The sequence below is a fragment of the Mycobacterium sp. genome (assembly GCF_044223235.1).
Lineage (GTDB): Bacteria > Actinomycetota > Actinomycetes > Mycobacteriales > Mycobacteriaceae > Mycobacterium.
Genome location: NZ_JBGAME010000008.1, coordinates 71,740 through 95,175 on the forward strand (window position 1 = coordinate 71,740; position 23,436 = coordinate 95,175).

General features: G+C 69.4%; 26 protein-coding genes and 3 pseudogenes. 15 read left to right on the forward strand and 14 right to left on the reverse strand.

Annotated elements, in window-relative coordinates:
- Position 1: 1 nt before the first annotated feature.
- Positions 2–391: a hypothetical protein gene (locus ADBZ6K_RS13420; RefSeq protein ID WP_526347382.1), complete on the reverse strand. Its 390-nt coding sequence runs from the start codon at positions 389–391 to the stop codon at positions 2–4.
- Between the two features lie 357 nt (positions 392–748).
- On the opposite strand from ADBZ6K_RS13420, the gene ADBZ6K_RS13425 reads away from it, so the two are divergent.
- Positions 749–2,506, forward strand: a complete 1,758-nt coding sequence (locus ADBZ6K_RS13425; RefSeq protein ID WP_526347384.1) for a proline--tRNA ligase — start codon at positions 749–751, stop codon at positions 2,504–2,506.
- Between the two features lie 160 nt (positions 2,507–2,666).
- Here the strand turns inward: ADBZ6K_RS13425 and ADBZ6K_RS13430 are convergent, their stop codons facing one another.
- Positions 2,667–3,137, reverse strand: coding sequence for a ferritin-like domain-containing protein (locus ADBZ6K_RS13430; protein WP_526347386.1), 471 nt, complete (start codon positions 3,135–3,137; stop codon positions 2,667–2,669).
- Positions 3,134–3,667 (reverse strand): hypothetical protein, encoded by a 534-nt coding sequence (locus tag ADBZ6K_RS13435; RefSeq protein WP_526347388.1) that lies wholly within the window; start codon positions 3,665–3,667, stop codon positions 3,134–3,136. The genes ADBZ6K_RS13430 and ADBZ6K_RS13435 overlap by 4 nt, the downstream gene beginning before the upstream one ends.
- Positions 3,668–3,817: 150 nt before the next feature.
- On the opposite strand from ADBZ6K_RS13435, the gene rimP reads away from it, so the two are divergent.
- From rimP to ADBZ6K_RS13470, 7 genes are all read left to right on the forward strand, one after another.
- Positions 3,818–4,378 (forward strand): ribosome maturation factor RimP, encoded by a 561-nt coding sequence (gene rimP / locus ADBZ6K_RS13440; RefSeq protein WP_526347390.1) that lies wholly within the window; start codon positions 3,818–3,820, stop codon positions 4,376–4,378.
- The gene (nusA, locus tag ADBZ6K_RS13445; protein ID WP_526347392.1) at positions 4,375–5,427 is read left to right on the forward strand and encodes a transcription termination factor NusA; all 1,053 of its coding nucleotides are present in this window, start codon (positions 4,375–4,377) and stop codon (positions 5,425–5,427) included. Before rimP ends, nusA begins: the two co-directional genes overlap by 4 nt.
- A 167-nt stretch (positions 5,428–5,594) precedes the next feature.
- Complete coding sequence (locus tag ADBZ6K_RS13450; RefSeq protein ID WP_526347566.1) at positions 5,595–5,843, forward strand: DUF448 domain-containing protein; 249 nt, start codon at positions 5,595–5,597, stop codon at positions 5,841–5,843.
- Positions 5,844–5,920: 77 nt separating this feature from the next.
- The gene (gene infB / locus ADBZ6K_RS13455) at positions 5,921–8,746 is read left to right on the forward strand and encodes a translation initiation factor IF-2 (protein ID WP_526347394.1); all 2,826 of its coding nucleotides are present in this window, start codon (positions 5,921–5,923) and stop codon (positions 8,744–8,746) included.
- Positions 8,747–8,781: 35 nt separating this feature from the next.
- Positions 8,782–9,303 carry a 30S ribosome-binding factor RbfA gene (gene rbfA, locus ADBZ6K_RS13460; RefSeq protein ID WP_526347396.1) on the forward strand — a complete coding sequence of 174 codons (522 nt, stop codon included), beginning with the start codon at positions 8,782–8,784 and terminating at the stop codon, positions 9,301–9,303.
- Positions 9,278–10,270, forward strand: a complete 993-nt coding sequence (locus tag ADBZ6K_RS13465; RefSeq protein WP_526347398.1) for a DHH family phosphoesterase — start codon at positions 9,278–9,280, stop codon at positions 10,268–10,270. Before rbfA ends, ADBZ6K_RS13465 begins: the two co-directional genes overlap by 26 nt.
- 19 nt (positions 10,271–10,289) lie before the next feature.
- Positions 10,290–11,600, forward strand: coding sequence for an MATE family efflux transporter (locus tag ADBZ6K_RS13470; protein ID WP_526347400.1), 1,311 nt, complete (start codon positions 10,290–10,292; stop codon positions 11,598–11,600).
- Positions 11,601–11,683: 83 nt separating this feature from the next.
- On the opposite strand, the gene ADBZ6K_RS13475 is transcribed toward ADBZ6K_RS13470, so the two are convergent.
- Entirely contained in the window at positions 11,684–12,244 is a 561-nt protein-coding gene (locus tag ADBZ6K_RS13475) for a class I SAM-dependent methyltransferase (protein ID WP_526347402.1), read from the reverse strand.
- Positions 12,245–12,299: 55 nt separating this feature from the next.
- Between ADBZ6K_RS13475 and ADBZ6K_RS13480 the strand changes: the two genes are divergently transcribed.
- The 5 genes from ADBZ6K_RS13480 to truB all read left to right on the forward strand — a co-directional run bounded on the left by ADBZ6K_RS13480 (position 12,300) and on the right by truB (position 15,955).
- Positions 12,300–12,566: a DUF2277 domain-containing protein gene (locus tag ADBZ6K_RS13480; protein WP_526347404.1), complete on the forward strand. Its 267-nt coding sequence runs from the start codon at positions 12,300–12,302 to the stop codon at positions 12,564–12,566.
- Positions 12,563–13,153 carry a DUF1802 family protein gene (locus tag ADBZ6K_RS13485; RefSeq protein ID WP_526347406.1) on the forward strand — a complete coding sequence of 197 codons (591 nt, stop codon included), beginning with the start codon at positions 12,563–12,565 and terminating at the stop codon, positions 13,151–13,153. The genes ADBZ6K_RS13480 and ADBZ6K_RS13485 overlap by 4 nt, the downstream gene beginning before the upstream one ends.
- 210 nt (positions 13,154–13,363) lie before the next feature.
- Positions 13,364–14,314: an ACP phosphodiesterase PptH gene (gene pptH, locus ADBZ6K_RS13490; RefSeq protein ID WP_526347408.1), complete on the forward strand. Its 951-nt coding sequence runs from the start codon at positions 13,364–13,366 to the stop codon at positions 14,312–14,314.
- Positions 14,311–15,036 (forward strand): 4'-phosphopantetheinyl transferase PptT, encoded by a 726-nt coding sequence (gene pptT / locus ADBZ6K_RS13495; RefSeq protein ID WP_526347410.1) that lies wholly within the window; start codon positions 14,311–14,313, stop codon positions 15,034–15,036. The genes pptH and pptT overlap by 4 nt, the downstream gene beginning before the upstream one ends.
- A gap of 19 nt (positions 15,037–15,055) precedes the next feature.
- On the forward strand, positions 15,056–15,955 hold the full coding sequence (truB, locus tag ADBZ6K_RS13500; RefSeq protein WP_526347412.1) for a tRNA pseudouridine(55) synthase TruB: 900 nt from the start codon (positions 15,056–15,058) through the stop codon (positions 15,953–15,955).
- A gap of 30 nt (positions 15,956–15,985) precedes the next feature.
- On the opposite strand, the gene ADBZ6K_RS13505 is transcribed toward truB, so the two are convergent.
- The 10 genes and pseudogenes from ADBZ6K_RS13505 to mntR form a co-directional block, all read right to left on the reverse strand.
- Complete coding sequence (locus ADBZ6K_RS13505) at positions 15,986–16,261, reverse strand: hypothetical protein (protein ID WP_526347414.1); 276 nt, start codon at positions 16,259–16,261, stop codon at positions 15,986–15,988.
- A 44-nt stretch (positions 16,262–16,305) separates the two neighbouring features.
- Positions 16,306–16,947 (reverse strand): bifunctional 4-hydroxy-2-oxoglutarate aldolase/2-dehydro-3-deoxy-phosphogluconate aldolase, encoded by a 642-nt coding sequence (locus tag ADBZ6K_RS13510; RefSeq protein WP_526347416.1) that lies wholly within the window; start codon positions 16,945–16,947, stop codon positions 16,306–16,308.
- A gap of 4 nt (positions 16,948–16,951) precedes the next feature.
- The gene (gene edd, locus ADBZ6K_RS13515; protein WP_526347418.1) at positions 16,952–18,844 is read right to left on the reverse strand and encodes a phosphogluconate dehydratase; all 1,893 of its coding nucleotides are present in this window, start codon (positions 18,842–18,844) and stop codon (positions 16,952–16,954) included.
- A gap of 296 nt (positions 18,845–19,140) precedes the next feature.
- A complete protein-coding gene (locus ADBZ6K_RS13520) occupies positions 19,141–19,440 on the reverse strand; it encodes a hypothetical protein (protein WP_526347568.1) in 300 nt (99 codons plus the stop codon).
- A pseudogene (locus tag ADBZ6K_RS13525) lies at positions 19,417–19,782 on the reverse strand (NAD(P)-binding domain-containing protein); the annotation flags it as partial. The gene ADBZ6K_RS13520 and the pseudogene ADBZ6K_RS13525, both read right to left, overlap by 24 nt.
- Entirely contained in the window at positions 19,770–19,937 is a 168-nt protein-coding gene (locus ADBZ6K_RS13530) for a hypothetical protein (RefSeq protein ID WP_526347578.1), read from the reverse strand. The gene ADBZ6K_RS13530 and the pseudogene ADBZ6K_RS13525, both read right to left, overlap by 13 nt.
- A gap of 118 nt (positions 19,938–20,055) precedes the next feature.
- Entirely contained in the window at positions 20,056–20,223 is a 168-nt protein-coding gene (locus ADBZ6K_RS13535; protein ID WP_526347580.1) for a hypothetical protein, read from the reverse strand.
- A pseudogene (locus tag ADBZ6K_RS13540) lies at positions 20,216–20,498 on the reverse strand (transaldolase family protein); the annotation flags it as partial. The pseudogene ADBZ6K_RS13540 and the gene ADBZ6K_RS13535, both read right to left, overlap by 8 nt.
- Before the next feature lie 191 nt (positions 20,499–20,689).
- Positions 20,690–20,899: pseudogene (locus tag ADBZ6K_RS13545) on the reverse strand (L-idonate 5-dehydrogenase); the annotation flags it as partial.
- Between the two features lie 65 nt (positions 20,900–20,964).
- Complete coding sequence (gene mntR, locus ADBZ6K_RS13550; protein ID WP_526347420.1) at positions 20,965–21,669, reverse strand: manganese-binding transcriptional regulator MntR; 705 nt, start codon at positions 21,667–21,669, stop codon at positions 20,965–20,967.
- Between the two features lie 81 nt (positions 21,670–21,750).
- Between mntR and ADBZ6K_RS13555 the strand changes: the two genes are divergently transcribed.
- Positions 21,751–22,725: a bifunctional riboflavin kinase/FAD synthetase gene (locus tag ADBZ6K_RS13555; protein WP_526347422.1), complete on the forward strand. Its 975-nt coding sequence runs from the start codon at positions 21,751–21,753 to the stop codon at positions 22,723–22,725.
- A 97-nt stretch (positions 22,726–22,822) separates the two neighbouring features.
- On the forward strand, positions 22,823–23,092 hold the full coding sequence (rpsO, locus tag ADBZ6K_RS13560; protein ID WP_526347424.1) for a 30S ribosomal protein S15: 270 nt from the start codon (positions 22,823–22,825) through the stop codon (positions 23,090–23,092).
- Positions 23,093–23,436 lie beyond the last annotated feature (344 nt).

Below are 23,436 nucleotides of genomic sequence, written 5' to 3' on the forward strand. Positions count from 1 at the left end.
GTCAGGACGCCCCGCTGCCCGACTCGTCACCGCCTGACGGGCTCCCGCCGGAGCCGGAGGTCTGCTCCCTGACCGCTGTCCAGCCCAGGCGGCGCCGGATCCGAGGCCAGAGGACGTCCTTCCATAGGCTCTCGGCCACCTTCGAGCCGATGCTGACAGCGATGCCGACGACAATCGTCGTCGCGATGGGCTCGACGCCTTGTTGTCCCTCTCTCACCTGAACCTGAGCCTCGGACAGATCGCCGACATCGAGCCCGGCGGCTTGGGCGGCCTGCGCGGCTTCGCTGTCCGGCGAGCTCAGCTCGGTGAGCACCTCGTCCACCACGCTCTGCAACTGAGTGGCGCTCGCGTCACCGCGCCGGAACTCCAGCTGCAGGATCTGTCCGTCCATCTCGACCCCCAAAGCGTCGTCTCGCCCCCCCAGACTTGCGATTGTTCGCCGGCTTACGACGTCGCGCCCGAGTAGTCGACTACTCGAATCCGCTCCGGTTCCCACACCGGTGTCCGGCGTAGGCGCCGCAACTCGCGACCCTCCCCATGCCCGGGCCAACCGCTTGGCGGAGCTGGGCTGACACGAGTTCGCGCTGGGCCGAGGTCCTCGCCGTGGAGTTACTGCGGGCGCGCTTGAGCCCACACCTGTCCACCGCGGTCGTGATGGTGACCGCGAGCACGCTGGCGGTATCGGGATTCCTGATCGCCGACAATCGCGCGGAAACCGCCTGAGTGCCGGAGGCTAAGGTGGTCGGCTGTGATCACCCGCATGTCCGAGCTGTTCCTGCGCACCTTGCGCGACGACCCTGCCGATGCCGAGGTCCCCAGCCACAAGCTGCTCATCCGGGCCGGCTACGTCCGTCCCATCGGGCCGGGCCTGTACAGCTGGCTGCCGCTGGGTCTGCGGGTGCTGCAGAAGATCGAGAACATCGTGCGCGCGGAGATGAACGCCATCGGCGGGCAGGAGATTCGGTTCCCGGCATTGCTGCCGCGCGCACCCTATGAGGCCACCGGCCGCTGGACCGAGTACGGCGACAACCTGTTCCGGCTGCAGGACCGGCGCAAGAACGACTACCTGCTCGGGCCCACCCACGAGGAGCTGTTCACACTCACCGTGAAGGGGGAGTACAGCTCCTATAAGGACTTTCCGGTACTTCTGTACCAGATCCAGACCAAGTACCGCGACGAGGCGCGGCCGCGCGCGGGGATCCTGCGTGGGCGTGAGTTCATCATGAAGGACTCGTACTCCTTCGACGTCGACGATGACGGCCTCAAGGCCGTCTACCACGCCCACCGCGAGGCGTATCAAAGGATCTTCGCGAAGCTGGGCGTGAAGTACGTGATCGTCTCGGCGGTGTCGGGCGCGATGGGGGGCAGCGCGTCGGAGGAGTTCCTTGCCGAGAGTGAGGTCGGCGAGGACACCTTCGTGCGGTGCCTGCAGTCCGGCTACGCCGCCAACGTCGAGGCTGTGGTGACGGCGGTGCCCGACGCGTTACCGCTCGACGGCGCACCCGAGGCCACGGTGTACGACACCCCGGGCACGCCGACGATCGCCACGCTGGTGGACTGGGCCAACGGCGCGGACCTGCCCCAGTTCGCGGACAGGCAAGTCACCGCCGCCGACACGCTGAAGAACGTGCTGCTCAAGACCCGGCAGCCGGGTGGGGACTGGGAACTGCTGGCCGTCGGGGTGCCCGGCGATCGCGAGGTCGATGACAAACGTCTCGGCGCCGCGCTCGAACCCGCGGAGTACACGCTGCTCGACGAGGCCGACTTCGCGGCCAACCCGTTCTTGGTCAAGGGCTACATCGGTCCGAAGGCATTGCTGGCCAACGGAGTTCGCTTTCTCCTCGATCCACGGGTGGTGGACGGGACGGCGTGGATCACCGGCGCGGACGAGCCGGGCAGGCATGTCGTCGGCCTGGTCGCCGGTCGGGATTTCACTGCCGACGGAACGATCGAGGCCGCCGAGGTGCGCGACGGCGACCCCTCGCCGGACGGGGCCGGGCCGCTGGTGTCGGCCCGCGGCATCGAGATCGGCCACATCTTCCAGCTGGGCCGCAAGTACACCGACGCGTTCACCGCCGACGTGCTCGGTGAGGACGGCAAGCCGGTGCGCCTGACCATGGGTTCCTACGGCATCGGCGTTTCCCGGATGGTCGCGGTGATCGCCGAGCAGCACCACGACGAGCTCGGGCTGCGCTGGCCGGCGTCGGTGTCGCCGTTCGACGTGCACGTGGTGATCGCCAACAAGGACAGCGGGGCGCGCGCCGGGGCTACCGAGCTGGCCGCCGAACTCGACGCGCTCGGCTTGCAGGTGTTGCTCGACGATCGGCAGGCTTCTCCCGGGGTCAAGTTCAAAGACGCTGAGCTGCTTGGTGTTCCGTGGATCGTCGTGGTCGGCCGCGGCTGGGCGGGCGGTGTGGTCGAGCTCCGCAACCGGTTCTCCGGCGAGACGACGGAGATCCCCGTGGACGCCGCCGCGGCGGACATCGCCGCCGCGCTGACCCCTTAGCCATCCGGGCGCCGAACCTCCCCACCCACTGCCCACCCTTCCCGCCGCGAACAGTCGCAAACTGCCCAAAATCGCCGCGGAAACGGGGAACTTGACGTCTGCTCGCCGAGGAAAGTGTCGAGGAAAGTGTCGAGGAAGGTGGGCCCTCGCGCCGGGAGTATTACTCCGTTCCGCCGGGGAAGGCCACGGTGATCGGCCAGATCTCCAGGACCTGACTCCAGCGGGCCGCGCTGAGCGCACTCGCGGTCAGCGCGGTGAGCGCGAATTTCCGCGTCTCGTCGGTCGCCGCCTGCTCGAGGACGGCCCGCCAAGCCACCGCGGAGTCCTTCTCCATCCGCACCGCCAGCTTGGCGGCGTCGATCGGGGTGACGACCTTGATCGGCAACTGGTAACCCGCGGCGGGCAGCGGCGCGGTGACCCCACGCGCGTCGAGCATCGCGATCGCCTCCTCCCGGCGCGTGCGGTGCTGCGCCAGCGTCGACGAGACCAGCTCGTTGCGGTCGGGTGTGGTGTGCGCCGACACGAAGCCGTAGCCGTAGATGACGGCGTGTTCGGTGACGACGGCGTCGTATAGCGCGGCGTCGTCCGGGTCGGCCGGCCGCGTGGGGCCGGGAGGCTCGGTCGAGGTCATGGCGCCCCCGGCGGGGCCAGCGCCACCAGGTAGGCCGCCGCGCACGCCGCCGATATCGACCCGAGCAGGCCGGCGCGATACCCCGAGTAGCCGACGGCAAGGTCCGCGGCGCTGTCCGCGGACCTGCGCAGGGCCGCGATGACATCCCGAGTGGTCGGGGGAGCGGCGGCCTGAGCCGTGCCGCTCGTGGTCGCAGGCGAGGACCCGGCGGTGGATGTCTCGGTCCCCTCAGACGCTTCCGGCCCGAGGATCCGGGCGAGTTCGTCGGTCAGGGCGCGGGCGTGTGCGGTGCGTTCCGATGCCACCTCCGTCAGTGCCCTGGCCTGCGGGGGACGTGCTCGGGTGGCGGCGTCACTGGCCAACAGGCTGTCGGCACGTGCCCGGTCGACCTGAGCGCGCAGCTCGTCGACCTCCGGGGGCGGTGGTGGCTTGCCGCACGCCAGCGCCCCCGAGCCCACCAGCGCCAAGGTCGCCGTTGCGGCCAGCACGCGTCGCCTGCTCAGGACGGGACGGCTCGGCACGAGCAACATCCTGCCATTGCCACGCCGGGAAGCGCCGGGCGTCGGGCCCGGAGCCGGTTTGCCGTTGACGGCGGCTGGCCTGGCGTATCGTGGATACTCGATTCCGCGGGGCGCACCTGCGGGAATCATGTCAGGACAACTCAAGATGAGGAGCTCGCCGTGGCACCGGATCCCAGCTCGCGGTCTGCGGGATTGCCGTCGCAGCAGCAGGTCATCGAGCTACTTGACGGCGAGTTCACCCGCGCCGGCTATGAGATCGAGGACGTCGTCATCGATGCCTCAGCGCGACCTCCGCGCATCACCGTCGTCGCCGACGGCGAACAGGGCCTTGATCTGGATTCGATCGCTACGCTTTCCCGGTCGGCATCCGACCTGCTCGATGGCGTCGACTCGGCCCCCGGCCGCGGCGTCCCTTATGTCCTGGAGGTCACCAGCCGCGGGGTGGACCGTCCGCTGACAAGTGAGAAGCACTACCGGCGTGCGCGCGGACGCCGGGTCGAGGTGACACTGTCCGACGGATCGCAGTTGACCGGCCGGCTGGGCGAGACCCGCGACGGCACCGTGGCACTCGTCGTTCGCGAAGGTGCGCGTGCCGACTACACACTCCGTGAGCTGCCGCTGAGTGAGATCGCGAAAGCCGTTGTGCAGGTTGAATTTTCGCCTCCGAATCAGCGGGAGCTGGAACTCGCCGGCCAGTTCGGAAAGGAGGCCGGATCGTGAACATCGACATGGCAGCGCTGCACGCCATCGAGGCCGACAAGGGCATCTCGGTGGATGTCGTCGTCGACACCATCAAATCGGCGTTGCTGACCGCCTACCGGCACACAGAGGGCCATGAGGCCGACGCCCGCATCGACATCGACCGCAAGACCGGCGTGGTGAAGGTGCTCGCCCGCCAGACCGACACCGACGGCAACCTCATCCATGAATGGGACGACACCCCAGAGGGCTTCGGCCGTATCGCGGCCACCACCGCTCGACAGGTCATCCTGCAGCGCCTGCGCGACGCCGAGAACGAGAAGAACTATGGCGAGTTCTCGGCGCGGGAGGGCGACATCGTGGGCGGCGTGATCCAGCGCGACGCCCGGGCCAACGCCCGCGGCCTGGTGGTGGTGCGGATGGGCAGCGAGACCAAGGGCTCGGAGGGCGTCATCCCGGCTGCCGAGCAGGTCCCCGGCGAACAGTACGAGCATGGCGACCGCCTGCGCTGCTACGTCGTCGGTGTCACCCGGGGCGCCAGGGAACCGTTGATCACGCTGTCCCGCACGCATCCCAACCTGGTCCGCAAGCTGTTCTCGCTGGAGGTCCCCGAGATCGCCGACGGATCCGTCGAGATCATTGCGGTAGCCCGCGAGGCCGGGCACCGCTCGAAGATCGCGGTCACCTCGCGAGTGCCGGGACTGAACGCCAAGGGTGCCTGTATCGGGCCGATGGGTCAGCGGGTACGCAACGTGATGAGCGAACTGTCCGGCGAGAAGATCGACATCATCGATTACGACGAGGACCCGGCGCGCTTCGTCGCCAACGCGCTGTCCCCGGCCAAGGTGGTGTCGGTGTCGGTCATCGACGAACATGCTCGGGCGGCCCGCGTCGTCGTCCCCGACTTCCAGCTGTCGCTCGCCATCGGCAAGGAGGGCCAGAACGCCCGGCTGGCAGCCAGGTTGACCGGCTGGCGCATCGACATCCGCAGTGACTCGGCACCCGCAGGTCAGGCCCCTTCCGGGCGCGACGCCGCGCACGGGCCGATGCACGATCGACAGGTGAGGTAGCCGAGTTTCAATTCGCGACGGGGGTGACGGTAGACTGAGCCGTGATCCAGCGCGAGACTCCGGCTCCGGAGCATCGACGCACCCCCGGCCCATCGGCCGGACCTGTGCGGACGTGTATCGGGTGCCGGAAGCGAGAGCTGGCCGTCGAACTGCTTCGAGTGGTCGCCGTGTGCGGCGGGAACGGTCAATGCGCCGTTACCGTTGATGTGGCCAGTCGTCTGCCGGGGCGGGGTGCGTGGTTGCATCTCGACCGGCAGTGCCTCCAGGCGGCAGTGCGGCGGCGAGCGTTCGCACGAGCGTTGCGAATCACCGGTTCACCGGACATCTCCGGGGTGACCGACCATATCGAGGTCATCTCGGGCGGTCGGCCCACCGCGGCAAGAGAACAGGTAGCGAAGAACATGAGCACACCGTGAAGTCCCGATGACCATGCGTCATAGCTAACCGAGGCGCGGCGCCGACCACCGCTGTCGCCTCCTAGACAGGAGATGTAGTGGCAGGTAAGGCCCGTGTACACGAGTTAGCCAAGGAACTCGGTGTCACAAGTAAGGAACTTCTCGCAACGCTGAAAGAGCAGGGCGAGTTCGTCAAATCCGCTTCATCGACGGTGGAGGCGCCCGTCGCTCGGCGGTTGCGCGAGACATTCGGGGCGAAATCCTCGTCCGACAAGGTGCGGTCCGGGGGCAACGGCGCGGCTGGCGCCGCCAGGGTGGCCGCCGCAGGCCCGGCGACCGCCGCGCGTCCGGGGCCAAGGCCGTCGGCTCCCAAGCCGACCCCGCCGACCCCGCCGGCCCCGCCGGTGGCTCCCCCCACGCCCGCTGCGCCGGCCGCGCCCGCAGCGCGCACACCGGCCCCGCCCGCTGCGCGCACACCCGCGGCGCCTGCGGCTCCTGCTCCCGCGGCATCCTCGGCCCCGACGCCCGCTCCGGCGCGTCCCGGCCCGACTCCGGGGGCGACTCCCGGCCCGCGGCCGGGACCGGTACCCGGCGGCCCGAAGCCCGCACCGCGCACCCCGCGCGTCGGCAACAACCCGTTCTCCTCGCAGCAGCCCACCGAGCGGCCGATACCCCGGCCACAAGGCCCCCGGCCCGGCGCAGGACCCTCTGGCGCACCCCGGCCCGGTGGCGGACCCCGCCCCGGCGTCACGCCCGGCAACATGCCGCCGCGCCCCGGAGGCCCCCGGCCCCCGCGGCCCGGTGGCGGACCGCGTCCCGGCCCAGGCGGCGGACCCCGTCCCGGTGCAGGCCAGGGCGGTCGTCCCGGTGGGGGTGGCGGTAACTATCGCGGAGGCGCAGGCGGTGGCGGTGGCGCTCCCGCCGGCGGCGGTGCCGGCGGCGGTTACCGCGGCCGTCCCGGTGGCGGTGGTGGCGGCGGTGGCGGTCGTCCCGGTCAGCGCGGTGGCGCGGCAGGCGCGTTCGGCCGGCCCGGTGGCGCCCCGAAGCGGGGCCGCAAGTCCAAGCGGCAGAAGCGCCAGGAATACGACTCGATGCAGGCCCCGGTCGTCGGCGGCGTGCGGTTGCCGCACGGCAACGGCGAGACCATCCGGCTGGCCCGTGGTGCGTCGCTGTCCGACTTCGCCGAGAAGATCGACGCCAATCCGGCCTCGCTGGTCCAGGCGCTGTTCAACCTCGGCGAGATGGTGACCGCCACGCAGTCGGTGGGTGACGAGACCCTCGAGCTGCTCGGCAGCGAGATGAACTACGTCGTGCAGGTCGTGTCCCCGGAGGACGAGGACCGAGAGCTGCTGGAGTCGTTCGACCTGTCCTACGGCGAGGACGAGGGCGGCGAGGAGGACCTCGAGGTCCGCCCGCCCGTCGTCACCGTCATGGGTCACGTCGACCACGGCAAGACGCGACTGTTGGACACCATCCGACAGGCCAACGTTCGCGAGGGCGAGGCCGGCGGCATCACCCAGCACATCGGCGCCTACCAGGTCGGGGTCGACCTGGACGGCGACGAGCGGCCGATCACCTTCATCGACACCCCGGGTCACGAGGCGTTCACCGCTATGCGTGCCCGCGGTGCGAAGGCCACCGACATCGCGATCTTGGTGGTTGCCGCCGATGACGGTGTCATGCCCCAGACGGTGGAGGCCATCAACCACGCGCAGGCCGCCGACGTGCCGATCGTGGTGGCGGTCAACAAGATCGACAAGGAAGGCGCGGATCCGCAGAAGATCCGGGCACAGCTCACCGAGTACAACCTGGTCGCCGAGGACTACGGCGGCGACACGATGTTCGTCGACATCTCGGCCAAGAACGGCACCAACATCGAAGCGCTGCTGGAGGCGGTGCTGCTCACCGCCGACGCGGCTCTGGACCTGCGGGCCAACCCCGACATGGAGGCTCAGGGTGTGGCGATCGAGGCGCACCTGGACCGCGGCCGCGGCCCGGTGGCCACGGTGCTGATCCAGCGCGGCACACTGCGGGTCGGCGACTCGATCGTGGCGGGCGACGCCTACGGCCGTGTCCGCAGGATGGTCGACGAGCACGGCGACGACGTCGAGGCGGCACTGCCGTCGCGGCCCGTCCAGGTCATCGGCTTCACATCCGTCCCCGGCGCAGGCGACAACCTGTTGGTCGTCGACGAGGACCGCATCGCCCGTCAGATCGCCGACCGGCGCAGCGCGCGCAAGCGCAACGCGCTGGCCGCCAGGGCGCGCAAGCGGATCAGCCTGGAGGACCTGGATTCGGCGCTGAAGGAAACCAGCCAGCTGAACCTGATCCTCAAGGGCGACAACGCCGGTACGGTCGAGGCGCTCGAGGAGGCCCTGCTGGGCATTCAGGTCGACGACGAGGTGGAGCTGCGGGTCATCGACCGCGGTGTCGGTGGCGTCACCGAGACCAACGTCAACCTGGCGTCGGCCTCGGACGCGATCATCATCGGGTTCAACGTCCGCGCGGAGGGCAAGGCCACCGAGCTGGCCAACCGCGAGGGTGTGGAGATCCGCTACTACTCGGTGATCTACCAGGCCATCGACGACATCGAGGCCGCGCTGAAGGGCATGCTCAAGCCGGTCTACGAGGAGAAGGAGCTCGGTCGCGCCGAGATCAGGGCGGTGTTCCGCTCGTCGAAGTTCGGCAACATCGCGGGCTGCCTCGTGCAGTCGGGTGTCATCCGCCGCAACGCCAAGGCGCGGCTGCTGCGCGACAACGTCGTCGTCGCCGAGAACCTGTCGGTGCAGTCGCTGCGCCGGGAGAAGGATGACGTCACCGAGGTGCGCGACGGTTACGAGTGCGGCCTGACGGTCGGCTACTCCGACATCAAGGAGGGCGACGTCGTCGAGACGTACGAGCTGGTCGAGAAGGAACGGGTCTAGGCACCCTATGAGCGCTTGCGCGAAGAGCATCTGAGATGGCGGATCCTGCGCGCGCACGCAGGCTGGCCAAGCGCATCTCGACGATCGTCGCCTCGGCGATCGAGTACGAGATCAAGGACCCTCGGCTGGCCGGCGTGACGATCACCGACGCGAAGGTGACCGGCGACCTGCACGACGCCACGCTCTACTACACCGTCATCGGGCGGTCGCTGTCCGACGAGCCCGACTATGCGGGCGCGGCGGCGGCGCTGGAGAGTGCGAAGGGTGTGCTGCGCACGAAGGTCGGCGCGGCGATCGGGGTGCGGTTCACCCCGACCCTGGCGTTCCTGCGCGACACCGTGCCCGACGCGGCCCACCGGATGGAGGAGCTGCTGGCCCGGGCCCGTGCCGCCGACGCGGATCTGGCACGGGTCAGGCAGGGCGCCAAGCATGCCGGCGACGTGGACCCGTACCGTAGCGACGGGGCGGGGGAGCCTGACGACACCGGTGCGCTCGACGGGGACACGGGCACGCTTGACGCTGAGGACACCGGTGACCGCGATCGAACCGACGACTGAGGCGGTTGGAGCGCGGGTCGACGCCCGCGCAGCGGCCGAACTGCTTGCCGCCGCCGACATCGTCGGGGTGGTGTGCCACGTGTATCCCGACGCCGACACCATCGGCGCCGGGCTGGCACTGGCTCTGGTGCTCGACGCCGCGGGCAAGGACGTCCAGGTCGGGTTCGCGGCGCCGGCGACGCTGCCGGAATCGCTGCAGTCGCTGCCGGGCGGGCATCTGCTGGTCGACGTCGACGCGATGCGCCGTGACGTCGACCTGGTGGTGACGGTGGACATTCCCAGCGTCAACCGGTTGGGGTCGCTGCGCGAACTCGCCGAGGCGGGCCGCGCGGTGCTCGTCATCGACCACCACGCGTCCAATCAGCTGTTCGGCAGCGCCAACTACGTCGATCCGTCGGCGGACTCCACCACCATGCTGATCGTCGAGGTGCTCGACGCCTGGAACAAACCCATCGACCCCGCGGTGGCGCACTGCGTGTACGCCGGGCTGACCACCGACACCGGATCGTTCCGGTGGGCCAGCGCACGCGCGCACCGGCTGGCGGCGCGGCTGGTCGAACTCGGTGTGGACAACGCGTCGGTCAGCAGGGCGCTGATGGACAGCCATCCGTTCGCCTGGCTGCCGATGCTGTCGCGCGTGCTGGCCTCCGCGGCCCTGCTGCCGGACGCCGCCGGCGGCAGGGGGCTGGTGTATGCCGTTGTGGGACACCAGGAATGGGCCAATGCCCGGCCCGAAGAGGTGGAGAGCGTCGTCGACATCGTGCGGACCACGCAGCAGGCCGAAGTGGCCGCCGTCTTCAAGGAGATCGAGCCGGGCCACTGGTCGGTGTCGATGCGCTCCAAGTCCCTGAACCTCGCGCCGGTGGCCACCGCATTCGGTGGTGGCGGCCATCCGCACGCGGCCGGCTACTCCGCGTCGGGCGAGGTGGACGAGGTAGTGCACGCGCTGCGCAGCGCCCTTGACTGACGCCCCGGATGATGACGGTGTGCAGGCCCCGGTCACCAGTAGGCGCATCGCGGGTCTGGCCCTGCCGGCGCTGGGGGTGCTGGCCGCCGAACCCATCTATCTGCTGTTCGACATCGCCATCGTGGGCCGGCTCGGTGCGCTCAGCCTGGCCGGGCTCGCCGTCGGTGGGCTGATCCTGAGCGTGGTCAGCTCGCAGCTGACCTTCCTGTCCTACGGCACCACGGCGCGCTCAGCCCGGTACTTCGGGGCGGGTAACCGGGCCGCCGCGGTCGGCGAGGGCGTTCAGGCAACCTGGCTCGCCCTCGGCCTCGGGCTGTTGATCGCCATCGCGGTGCAGGCCGCCGCTGACCCGTTGCTGAAGCTCATCTCCGGTCCTGGTGACATCGCCGACACCGCGCTGCCCTGGCTGCGGATCGCGATCCTGGCCGCGCCGGCCATCCTGGTGTCGTTGGCGGGCAACGGCTGGATGCGCGGCGTCCAGGACACCGTGCGCCCGCTGCGATACGTCGTCACCGGATTCGTGCTGTCGGGGGTGTTGTGCCCGCTGCTCGTCTACGGCCTGCTCGGCATGCCGCGGCTCGGCCTGGAAGGGTCCGCCGTGGCCAACGTGGCCGGCCAGTGGCTGGCCGCGGTGCTGTTCCTGCGGGCGCTGCTGGTCGAGCGGGTGCCGCTGCGGATCCAGCCCGCGGTGCTGCGCGCACAGCTGGTGATGGGCCGGGATCTGCTGCTGCGCACCCTGGCGTTCCAGGCATGCTTCGTCTCCGCGGGTGCCGTCGCCGCCCGGTTCGGCGCCGCGGCGGTCGCCGCCCATCAGGTCGTGCTGCAGCTGTGGAATTTCCTTGCGCTGGTGCTGGATTCGCTGGCGATCGCCGCGCAGTCCCTGGTCGGCGCTGCGCTGGGGGCCGGCGAACTCGCCCACGCCAAGTCGGTGGCCTGGCGGGTCACGGTGTTCTCGACGGTCGCCGCGACAGTGCTGGCCGCGGTGTTCGCCGTTGGGGCGCCGGTGCTTCCCGGTGTCTTCACCAACGACCGGTCCGTGCTCGACGCGATCGGCGTTCCGTGGTGGTTCCTGGTCGCCCAGCTGCCGGTGGCGGGGATCGTGTTCGCACTCGATGGGGTGCTGCTGGGTGCGGGTGACGCGAAGTTCATGCGCAACGCGACGCTGATCAGCGCTCTGGTGGGGTTCCTGCCGCTGATCTGGCTGTCGCTGGCGTTCGGCTGGGGACTGCTGGGGATCTGGTCGGGGCTGAGCACGTTCATGGTGCTGCGGCTGGGGTTCGTCGGCTGGCGGGCGTTCTCGGGTCGCTGGCTGGTGCCCGGGACGGGCTGATCGACGCGTCGATTTCTGCCTGACGGTCGTGACACCGGCGAGTGGAGCGCGCCTCGCGCAGACGTCGGTGGACGGATTGCCGCTCAGAGTCGGGCGACGGCCGCCCAGCCGAACTCGCTGGTCTTCACGTGGACGTCGCCGAAGCCTGCGGCGGCCAGACGGGCCGGCAGTGTCGCGGGATCGACCGGGTTGTATGTGTCGCCCTCGTGGGCTGCGGCCAGTTCGTCGCTGCCGAGGCTGTCGCTGGCGACCAGCGCGGCGCCCGGCCGCAGCACGCGCGCCACCTCGGCGAACAACTTGTCCTGCAGCGCGACCGTCGGGACATGATGCAGCATGGTGAAACATGCTGCGCCGGTGAATCGTCGGGCCGGGTAACCAAGATCGGTGGCGTCACCGTCGACGACGTGAACCGACGGCATGTCGTGGAAGCGCTCGCGCAGCATGGCGGCCAGCGCGCCGTCGATCTCGACAGAGGTCAGCCGCGGGGTCATGGTGCTGAGCACATCGGTGGTCGCGCCGTAGCCGGGGCCGACCTCCAGCACATCGTCGCCGAGGTCGGTGTGGTCCAGCGCCCACGGCAGGATCACCTCGCGGATCAGTGCGCGCCATTCCTCACTGCCGCAGAACGCGTGGGCCTCGTTCACCCGATGCAGCCTACGACGGTGGCCGCCGCGGCCGTCAGCGCCTACATTGGCGCCCATGTGCCGAAACATCACCGAGCTGCGCGGACTGGAACCGCAGGCCACGCCCGAGGAGATCGAGGCCGCTGCTCGGCAGTACGTCAGAAAGGTCAGCGGCATCACCCGGCCCTCCCCGGCCAACGCCGAAGCGTTCGAGGCCGCGGTCGCCGAGGTCACCGCCAGCACGGCCCGGCTGCTGGCGGGTCTGCCGCCCCGTCGTCAACCGCCGAAGACAATCCCGCCGCTGCGCCGCCCCGAGGTGCGAGCACGGATGGCGGCGCGGTGACCACAGGGGACGCAACGCTCCATTCCCGGGCGACCCAGCCCGCCCTCAAGGAATGGAGCGCGGTGGTACACGCCCTGCTCGACGGCGGGCAGACGATCCTGCTGCGTAAGGGCGGCATCCACGAGAAGCGCTTCGACGTCGCCGCGTCGCGCTTTCTGCTCTTCCCGACGGTGGCGCACAGCCACGCCGAACGCGTCCGCCCCGAGTACCGCGATCTGGTGGCCGCCGCCGAGGCCGACAGCACCGACGACGCGGTGGTGGTGCGCGCGGGCGCCCGGGTGATCGACGCGATCGAGGTGAACGACCCGCAGCGCGGCAAGGGCATTGCGGACATTGCGCCGCTTCATATCTGGACGGCGGAGTCGGTGCGGGCCGACCGATTGGACTTCCGGCCCAGGCACCGTTTGACGGTGCTGGTGGTGCAGGTCGTTCCGCTGCTGCAGCCGGTGCGGCTGGCCCGCACCCCCGACTTCGCCGGCTGCAAGAGCTGGGTGAAGTTGCCCATCGAGCCAGTCTGGAGTGTTCCCGTCCACGGCGACAACGTCCTCGCCGGCATCGCCAGGCGGGTGCGCGCGGCGGTCGGCTGAGCCCAATACACTTCGATACACACATGCGGCGCCAGTCCCCGTGCGCGCGCCGGGGGTGGGCGGCGTGTCGGCCAGGCGCACCCTGGCTGCCATCACACCCACTCGCCCTCGTCGGCCGTGTCCTGGAGTGCACAAGCCGCGGGCCCAAACAAGAACGTGTTCCAGTTGTCGGGCGAGCGAACGCGCCCCGCCACAGTAGGCTGGCGGGTTGTGGCGAACCAGCATTACCCCAGGGATCGCAGGCCGATCCTCTGGGCGATCAGCGACCTGCACACGGGTCACACCGGCAACAAGCCGGTCACCGAGTCGCTGCATCCGAACTCGCCGGACGACTGGCTGATCGTCGCCGGGGACGTCGGTGAGCGCACCGACGAGGTCCGTTGGGCGCTGGATCTGCTGCGTAAGCGGTTCGCCAAGGTCATCTGGGTGCCCGGGAACCACGAGCTGTGGACCACCAACCGCGATCCGATGCAGATCTTCGGCAAGGCCCGCTACGACTACTTCGTCGACATGTGCGACCAGATGGGCGTCGTGACCCCCGAACATCCGTACCCGGTGTGGACGGAGGAGGGCGGGCCGGCCACCATCGTCCCGATGTTCCTGCTCTACGACTACACCTTCCTGCCCGCGGGGACGGCCACCAAGGCCGAGGGCATGGCGCTGGCCAGGGAACGCAACGTGGTCGGCACCGACGAGTTCCTGCTGTCGTCGGAGCCCTATGCCACCCGCGACGCGTGGTGCCGCGACCGCGTCGCGTCCACCCGTAAACGGCTCGAGGATCTCGACTGGATGATGCCGACCGTCCAGATCAACCATTTCCCGATGGTGCGCGAACCCTGCGATGCGATGTTCTACCCCGAGTTCTCGCTGTGGTGCGGCACCACGGCCACCAAGGACTGGCACACCAGGTACAACGCGATCTGCTCGGTCTACGGTCATCTGCACATTCCGCGCACCACCTGGTACGACGGCGTGCGCTTCGAAGAGGTGTCGGTGGGCTACCCGCGGGAATGGCGCCGCCGCAAGCCCTACCGGTGGCTGCGGCAGGTCCTGCCCGACCCGAAATATGCGCCGGGATACCTCAACGAGTTCGGCGGTCACTTCGAGATCACCCCGGAGATGCGCGCGAACGTCGAGCGCATCAGGTCGCGCAACCGATGAGCAACGCGCCGTTGTTGTCCGGTGTGCTGCCGAGCGAACCCGCCGATCTCGCCGCCGCCGAGCTGTATGACGATCCGCCGCAGCTGGTCGCGTTCGCAGAGGAGGAGCCGCTGATCGTGCGGGCGGTGGCCAAGCGGCGCAACGAGTTCGTCACCGTCCGGCACTGCGCGCGGGTGGCGCTGGGCGATCTGGGTGTCGCCCCGGCGCCGATCCTCAAGGGGGACAAGGGCGAACCCTGCTGGCCGGACGGGGTCGTCGGCAGCCTGACCCACTGCGCGGGGTTCCGCGGAGCCGCCGTGGCCCGCCGTGGCCTGGTGCGCGCGGTAGGCATCGACGCCGAGCCGCACGACGTTCTGCCCGACGGCGTGCTCGGGGCCATCAGCATCCCCGCCGAACGCCACGAGATCGGCCTGTTGCCCACCGGACTGCACTGGGACCGGATCCTGTTCTGCGCCAAGGAAGCCACGTACAAGGCCTGGTACCCGCTGACCCATCGGTGGCTCGGATTCGAGGATGCGCACATCACCCTGGAGATCGACGGCGAAATCGACGGCAGCGACGGCATCGGCAGCGACGGCAAGGGCAGCGGGAACGGCGCGGCCGGGACGTTCAGCTCGCGGATTCTCGTCGACCCGGCCGCCGAACATGGTCCGCCGCTGCGGACCATGGCAGGGCGGTGGTCGGTGCGCGACGGGCTCGCGCTGACCGCGATCGTGCTGTGAGCGGGCACCCCACACCGCGATGACCTCCCCACCCCCCGGCCCCGTGGCGGGCCTCGTCATCGTCGACAAGCCCCCGGGACTGACCAGCCACGACGTCGTCGGCCGGTGCCGGAGGATCTTTGCGACCCGCAAGGTCGGCCATGCGGGCACGCTGGACCCGATGGCCACCGGTGTGCTCGTCGTCGGCATCGGCAGGGCCACCAAGATCCTGGGCCTGCTCACGCTCACCGACAAGCACTACCGGGCGACGATCCGGCTCGGCCAGAGCACCAGCACCGACGACGCCGAGGGTGAGATCGTCGCGTCGGCACCGGCGGACGAGGTCTCCGACGGCAACCTCGCCGCGGCGGTGGCCGCGCTGCGCGGTGAGATCGACCAGGTGCCGTCGGCGGTGAGCGCGATCAAGGTCGGCGGTCAACGTGCCTATCGCCTGGCCAGGGAGGGGCAGGCGGTCGAGCTTGCGGCGCGCCGGGTCCGCATCGACCGGTTCGACGTGCTGGCCATCCGCCGCCAGCCCGATGTTCTGGACGTGGACGTCGACGTGGCGTGTTCCTCGGGCACCTACATCCGGGCGCTGGCCCGCGACCTCGGATCCGCGCTGGGCGTCGGCGGGCACCTCACCGCGCTGCGCCGCACCCGGGTCGGCCCCTTCGGGCTCGACGAGTCCCACCCGCTCGACGACCTGGCCGCCTGTCCGCGGCTGAGTTACTCCCTCGATCAGGCCTGCCTGCTGGCGTTCGCGCGCCGCGACCTGACCGAGCAGGAGGCCGAGGACACCCGGCACGGCAGGCCGCTGGCGCCTGCGGGCATCGGCGGCACCTATGCGGCAGCGGCGCCCGACGGCAGCGTCATCGCGCTGCTGACCGACGGGCCCGCCCGCACGAAGTCGGTGGTGGTGCTGCGCCCGGCGACGCTGTGAGCCGGCAGTCCACGAACGCGCCGAAAACTGTCAGACGCCTTCGTCGTCCAGCAGATGGATGATGCTCTCCCGCCACTTGGAATCGTTGAGTTCGACCGCGGCGCGGCTGCTGGTGTCTGCGACGTAGCGTCGAACTGCGACGACCCCAGGCACCCCCGCGATGGACTGGGCCACGGCTTCGGCGTCCTGGTCGGACAGATCGGTGCGCAGTGTAACCAGCAATCCGCTATCGCTGGGATCGGGCGGGTCTGGCTGTTCCCCGTCGGTGGCGGCGTTGCCCGGTTGTTGTTCGGTGTCGTCGGCCATGGTGTTTACCGCACTTTCATGGTTGGGCGGAACCGTGGGGTTGCCTAGGCTGGGCGAAGTTTCGCGGCCTCGCGGGCAAGCGTCTCGATCCTGGCCCAGTCGCCGTTGGCCACGGCGTCCTTCGGGGTGATCCACGAGCCCCCGACGCAGGCGACGTTGGGTAGGGCGAGAAAGTCCGGGGCATCGGTCGCGTCGATGCCCCCGGTCGGACAGAACCGGAAGTCCGGTATCGGTCCCGCAAGCGCCTTGAGGTAGGGGATCCCGCCGGCCGGTTTGGCGGGGAAGAACTTGCCGTGTCCCAATCCACGGTCGAGGAACACCATGACCTCCGACGCGGTCGCGGCACCGGGTAAGGGGGCGGCGCCACTGTCGAGCATGGCGTCGAGCACGGCCGGTGTGGAACCGGGGCTCACCAGGAACTCGGCGCCGGCCTCGACGGATGCCGCAACGTCCGCCGGGGTCAATATCGTGCCGGCGCCGACGACCGCGTCCGGCACCTCGTCCGCGATGTGTTTGATCGACGCGAGGGCGCATTTGGTGCGCAGGGTGACCTCGAGGACTGTCAGCCCGCCCGCGACGAGGGCCTGCGCCAGCGGCACCGCGACGGCCTCGTCGTCGATGACGATGACGGGGATCACCGGGGCGCGGTTGAGCAGATCGCCGATGTGATGCCTGGATGCGGCCACGGGTCTAACCTCCGGCGGACGTGGGAACGGAAACCGGCGGCTGCCGGTCCAGGGGTGATGCGGCGGGCAGCCCGAAAACCGCCGCGCCGGTGTCGGCGCCGCCCACCGCATGGCGGAAGACGTTGAACAGTTCCCGGCCGGTGCCGACCCAGTCGTCGTCGCTGAGCGGCGCGCCCGAGCCTGCGCGGCTGAGCAGCTCGGCATCGGTCAGCTCGACGTGAAGTGTCCCGGCCTCGCTGTCGAGGCGGATCCAGTCGCCGTCGCGCACGCGGGTGAGGGGGCCGCCGACGGCGCACTCGGGAGTGAGGTGAATCGCTGCGGGGATCTTGCCGGAGGCGCCGGACATGCGGCCGTCGGTGATCAGCGCGACGCGGTGCCCGCGGTCCTGCAACACGCCCAGCAGCGGCGTGAGCTTGTGTAGCTCGGGCATCCCGTTGGCCCGCGGACCCTGGTAGCGCATGACGACGACGACGTCGCGTTCCAATTCGCCGCTGGCGAACGCCTGCACGACTTGCGCCTGGTCGTCGAACACCCGAGCCGGCGCCGTGACCACCCGATGCGACGGCGCCACCGCCGATACCTTGATGACCGCGCGGCCGAGGTTGCCTCGCAGAACGCACAGGCCGCCGTCGGCGGTGAAGGGGTCGTCGATCGGGCGCAGCACCTGCGAGTCGAGGCTTTCGGCAGGTCCGGGTCGCCAACCCAGTGAACCGTCCGCTCCCAGAAACGGCTCCTGCCGGTAGCGGCTCAGACCGTCGCCGGCCACGGTGTGCACATCTTCGTGCAGCAGGCCGCCGTCGAGCAGCTGACCGATGACGAACGCCATCCCACCGGCCGCCTGAAAGTGGTTCACATCAGCCGTGCCGTTCGGATACACGCGCGCCAGTAGCGGAACCACTTCGGACAGATCCGAGAAGTCGTCCCAGCTGAGCTGGATTCCGGCAGCCGCGGCCACCGCGACGAGGTGCAGGGTGTGATTTGTTGATCCGCCCGTTGCATGCAACCCGACGACGGCATTGACGATCGCTTTCTCGTCGACGATCCGACCCATCGGGGTATAAGCGGGACCGGTGGCGGTCAGCTCGGTGACGCGCCGGGCTGCGGCCGCGGTCAGCGCCGCCCGCAGCGGCGTACCGGGGTTCACAAAACTCGCGCCCGGCAGATGCAGACCCATGATCTCGACGATCATCTGGTTCGAGTTGGCCGTGCCGTAGAACGTGCACGTGCCTGGGCCGTGGTAGGAGGCGGACTCCGCGGCCAGCAGCTCCGCGCGGCCGACCTTGCCCTCGGCGTAGAGCTGGCGGACCCGGCTCTTCTCGCTATTGGACAGTCCCGAGGTCATCGGACCGCCCGGGACGAGCACGATCGGCAGGTGACCGAATGCCAGACCACCCATGAGCAGGCCCGGCACGATCTTGTCGCAGATACCGAGCAACAGCGCGCCATCGAACATCTCGTGCGACAGTGCCACCGCGGTCGCCATGGCGATCACGTCCCGGCTGAAGAGTGACAGCTCCATCCCGGGATGCCCCTGTGTAACCCCGTCACACATGGCCGGCACTCCACCGGCGAACTGCGCCACGCCCCCGGCCGCGGCCACCGTCTCCTTGATCGCGCGCGGGAACGTTTCGTACGGCTGGTGGGCCGAGAGCATGTCGTTGTAGGACGACACGATCGCGACGTTGGGCTTGATGGTGCCGCGCAGATCGTCCTTGGCGATTGGTTCACACGCCGCGAAACCATGGGCGAGGTTGGCGCAGCCCAGGTCCAGCCGGGCGGGCCGGCGGCGGGCGGCCTGGTCGATCCGTTCGAGATACCGTTGCCGCGTCTGGGCGCTCCGTACCCTGATCCGCTCGGTGACGTCGCGGACAACGGGATGCAGTGCGAGTTTGGTCAACGGTTACCTCCCGGATCGGGTCTTTTCGGCCACGGCTGTGGCCATGAGTCCGCGGGCATCGCGATTGTCACCTTCCGGCAACCAGGCCGGAACCCGACGGAACCCGGACTCACGGTTTTGCTGCCCGCCTGACGTCGCCGTTCGACGGGCGCTGGGTTGGGCAGGCTCCCCACAATCTCGAGTCATCAGCCACCAGGACCCCCTCCGACATCGATGGATGTCTCCGAACACCGCGCCTGGCGTGTCCCCAGACCCGCTGTCCAGCGCGGTCTGTTCGTCACGTAATCCGAGCATCATTATGCGTGTAATGCGGCCGGTGAACTGCTGACTTCCCAGTTTTCGTCAAGATCGCGGCCGCACCCGCCGATGTCAGTAGCCAGGATCGACGACAACGGCCGTCCGGGCCATCGGACGCTGATCTCGGTGCGGTCACCGGACCACTGGGTGTGGTAACTGCCTTGCCGGTCGACGCGCTGGTAGCCGTGGGCACCGAAGAAGTCGCGCTGACCTCGGATGATCGAGGCCGGCAACCGGGCGGAACGCAGCCCGTCGTAGTAGGCCACGGCGGCCCCGGCGGCGTCGACGACGACGTCCACGAAGGGCTTCCCGGTGTCGGCATCGACGTGACGGAGCACTTCGGCGGTGATCTCGATGAGGAACGAGTCCAGGTCGCCGCGGTTCCATTTCTGGTAGGCCTCCGCGGATCCGCCCGGCATGATGGATGGACCTTTCAGTGCGCCTTCCTCGCCGCCGGAGATGCCGCAGCCGACGAAGTGGATGCCTTTCTTGCGCAGGGCCGCTTCCCGGCGGCGGGTGTCCTGGAATCTGGCGTTGCCGCCGTCGATGAGGATGTCGCCCGGTTCGAGGAGTCCGGCGAGTTCGTCGATGACCGCGTCGGTGGGAGCGCCGGCCTTGACCATGATGATCACTTTTCGCGGGGTGGCCTCGCAGCCGGGTGGAGGTCGTCGCCTTCGGCGAGGTCCCACCCCAGCTGTCCGGCGAGAATGCCGGCGACGGTGGACTTTCCGGAGCCGGAGACGCCCATGATGACCAGGACCGGCTGTGGTGGTTGTGCTTTCGGGTTCTCATTCACGAGCTCACCTTTGAGGGTTTGCAGGAAATCGCGGGCCCGCACGGCACGAGATGTCAGGGCTCCTCGTGAGGTTCGCGTTGTCGACTCGTGCGTTGCGGGTCGATCGTTTCTCCTCACATCAGCGGATGTGAGACCGCCCGTTGGCGGCCCTTGCCCGATCCAGTTCTTGGCTGACGGATTCGAGTAGTTCGTTCCAGGACGCCTCGAATTTCTCGACGCCCTCGGTTTCCAGGACCCGGAAGACGTCGATGAGGTCGATTCCGAGGGCTCGCAGCGAGTCGAACACGGAAGATCAGGGTGACGTTCACGCTGATGCCCTGCGCGATGACGGCGGTGATCGCGGGCAGCCCGGCCGGGGTGGCCGGGATTTTTATCAGCACGTTTGGGCCGGTCGACGATCTCGGCCAGTTCCCGGGCCTGGGCGACGGTGGCGGCGGTGTCGTGCGCGAGGCGGGGGTCAACCTCGATGGAGACCCGGCCGTCGAGTCTGTCGGTGGCCAGGAAGGTGGCGGTAAACAGGTCACAGGCGTCCCGGACGTCGTCGGTGGTGACTTCGCGGACGATCGCAGTCGTCGGACGGGCGGAGCACGACCTTGCCGGAGATGGCCGGGTCGGCTGCAAGGTCCATCGCCGCGGTCGCGTCGAGCAGGTCGAACGTGTGGGTGATGACCGGGTCCAGTGCGGTGGAGCCCGGCGAGCAGGGCGATCGATTCGTCGAATTCGGTGTCGAATCGGAAGGCGCCGCGATAGTCGATTTCCTTGGCCACCAGGGCGGATAGCTCGGCGGGGCGTGGCCCGGGTGCAAACATGCCCAGTTGCACAACGACGCCGCGGCGTCGCACCGCGGCCAGGGTGGCACCGACCGCGGCCGAGGCGCCGGAGGCCTCGACGGCCACATCGAAGTACTGGTCGGGCAGTGTTTCGGCGTCGATCCGGACGGTGCGGTCAACACCGACGGCCATGGCGATCCGCAGCGGATGATCAAGCAGGTCGGTGGTCCAACACCCAACCGCGGACGCCGGCCCGGCTAGCTGGCGACAACCCAGATCGCTTGTGCCGCAGGGCGTCCCAGCTCAACAGTGGATTCCACCCCGCCGGGTGACCCGGGGTTGTTGACGCTCACCGAGATCATCCCGGCGAAGTCGCGGCGGGCGACCACCCGCACCCGCGAGTCCAGGCTGATCCCGACGCTGTCGAAGTAGCGCAACATCTCGGGGTCGGCGTCGGAGATCCGGGCCACCGTACCCGTCTCCCCGTCGGTGCAGTCGGACAACTGGCGCGCGGGCGGGGTGGGAACTCGACCGTCCGCCGCGGGGATCGGATCGCCGTGCGGGTCGCGGGTGGGGTGGCCCAGCTTGGCGTCGATGGCGTCGAGCATGCGCTGCGAGACCGCGTGTTCGAGCACCTCGGCCTCGTCGTGCACCTCGTCCCAGCCGTAACCCAGTTCCCGCACCAGGAACGTCTCCATCAGCCGGTGCCTGCGCACCATCGCCAGCGCAGCGCGCTGCCCGGCCTCGGTGAGCGTCACCGCACCGTACTTCTCGTGGTTGACCAGCCCCTGCTCGGCCAGCTTGCGGATGGATTCCGACGCGGTGCTCGGGGACACGCCGATGCGCTCGGCCAACATCTTCGTGCTGACCTTCTCCAAGGACCACTCCTGGGCGGTCCAGATGACTTTGAGGTAGTCCTGGGCCACCGCAGACAGTTCCCGGGCGTCCCCGTCTGGACTCACGGTCTCAAAGTTTAGGCAATCGTCATCTGATCCGGTGATCCGGCGCAGACGATGGCCGCCGCGCGCCGTAGGCTTGCGGCTGTGCAGCGCTGGCGGGGCCAGGATGAGATCCCCACGGACTGGGGCAGGTGCGTCGTCACCATCGGCGTGTTCGACGGTGTGCACCGGGGACACGCGGAGCTGATCAGCCACGCCGTCAAGGCAGGCCGGTCGCGCGGTGTGCCGACGGTTCTGATGACCTTCGACCCGCACCCCATGGAGGTGGTGTTCCCAGGCAGCCATCCCGCGCAGCTGACCACCCTGACCCGACGCGCCGAACTGGTCGAGGAGCTGGGCGTCGACGTCTTCCTGGTCATGCCGTTCACGTCGGACTTCATGAAGCTCACCCCCGAGCGCTACGTCCACGAACTGCTTGTCGAACGCCTGCACGTGGTCGAGGTCGTGGTCGGGGAGAACTTCACGTTCGGCAAGAAGGCCGTGGGCAGCGTCGACCTGTTGCGCAAGGCGGGGGAGCGATTCGGCTTCGCGGTCGAGGGCATTTCGCTGGTGGCCGAGCATCACCGCGATGAGACGGTGACGTTCTCGTCCACCTACATCCGGTCCTGCGTGGACGCCGGTGACGTGGTAGCCGCCACCGAGGCACTCGGCCGCCCGCACCGCGTCGAGGGGGTCGTCGTGCGCGGCGACGGCCGGGGCCGTGGGCTGGGGTTCCCGACCGCCAACGTCGCCCCGCCGATGTACTCGGCGATCCCCGCAGACGGGGTGTACGCGGCATGGTTCACGGTGCTGGGCCACGGCCCGGTGATGGGTACCGTCCTCCCCGGCGAGCGCAACCAGGCGGCGGTGTCGGTCGGCACCAATCCGACGTTCTCGGGCCGCACCCGCACCGTCGAGGCGTTCGTCCTGGACACCTCGGCCGACCTCTACGGTCAGCACGTCGCGGTGGACTTCGTCGCGCGGATCAGGGGCCAGGAACGGTTCGACTCGATCGGCGACCTCGTCGTGGCCATGCGGGCCGACACCGAGCGTGCCCGCACGATTCTTTCGGCGCACTGATCGGCTGCTAGACTTCCGGCCGACCCCGGCGTGTGCTGCAGTTCGCGGCGGCCGCTGCCGATGACGACCCTCGCGGACCGACAGATGGAGTAATTCCGTGGCGCTCACCGCCGAACAGAAAAAAGAGATCCTGGGTTCCTATGGCCTGCACGAGACCGACACCGGTTCGCCGGAGGCACAGGTCGCACTGCTGACCAAGCGGATCGCCGACCTCACCGAGCACCTGAAGGTGCACAAGCACGATCACCACTCGCGTCGCGGCCTGCTGCTGCTGGTCGGCCGTCGCCGCCGGCTGCTGAAGTACGTCGCGCAGGTCGACGTCGCGCGCTACCGCGCACTGATCGAACGGCTGGGTCTGCGTCGCTGACGCAGCACCGTGCCGCTGTCGCGCGGCCGTTCCCGCTGTCACGGGTGCGGCCGCGCCGCTCGTTGGCGCGACGGGACGCGCGTTGCTGACGTGTAACATGGGACCGTTCGACTGCCGTTCGAGCACTGGTGCGATGTCCGCAGATCCGCGGATGCCGTTCCTGCGCGTCACGTCAGGGCCGCCTGATCGGACGGTCTTCGGTAGTGGCTGCCGGGTGCCCTGCGTTTGAGCAGAGTCTCCGGCCGCTTCGATCGACGGCCGTAGCCGCATCCAGGCCGGTCGCCTGCGTCCCCGGTCACCGGGCCCGCGGGTGAATCCGCCTGAAGACAGCGCGAAATAGCTGA

What these genes read in the sequence shown, in the direction of transcription:
- ADBZ6K_RS13420 (WP_526347382.1), bottom strand. Translation starts at nt 391, where the DNA reads ATGGACGGACAGATCCTGCAGCTGGAGTTCCGGCGCGGTGACGCGAGC.
- ADBZ6K_RS13430 (WP_526347386.1), bottom strand. Translation starts at nt 3,137, where the DNA reads ATGACCTCGACCGAGCCTCCCGGCCCCACGCGGCCGGCCGACCCGGAC.
- ADBZ6K_RS13435 (WP_526347388.1), bottom strand. Translation starts at nt 3,667, where the DNA reads ATGTTGCTCGTGCCGAGCCGTCCCGTCCTGAGCAGGCGACGCGTGCTG.
- rbfA (WP_526347396.1), top strand. Translation starts at nt 8,782, where the DNA reads ATGGCGGATCCTGCGCGCGCACGCAGGCTGGCCAAGCGCATCTCGACG.
- ADBZ6K_RS13480 (WP_526347404.1), top strand. Translation starts at nt 12,300, where the DNA reads ATGTGCCGAAACATCACCGAGCTGCGCGGACTGGAACCGCAGGCCACG.
- pptT (WP_526347410.1), top strand. Translation starts at nt 14,311, where the DNA reads ATGAGCAACGCGCCGTTGTTGTCCGGTGTGCTGCCGAGCGAACCCGCC.
- truB (WP_526347412.1), top strand. Translation starts at nt 15,056, where the DNA reads ATGACCTCCCCACCCCCCGGCCCCGTGGCGGGCCTCGTCATCGTCGAC.
- ADBZ6K_RS13505 (WP_526347414.1), bottom strand. Translation starts at nt 16,261, where the DNA reads ATGGCCGACGACACCGAACAACAACCGGGCAACGCCGCCACCGACGGG.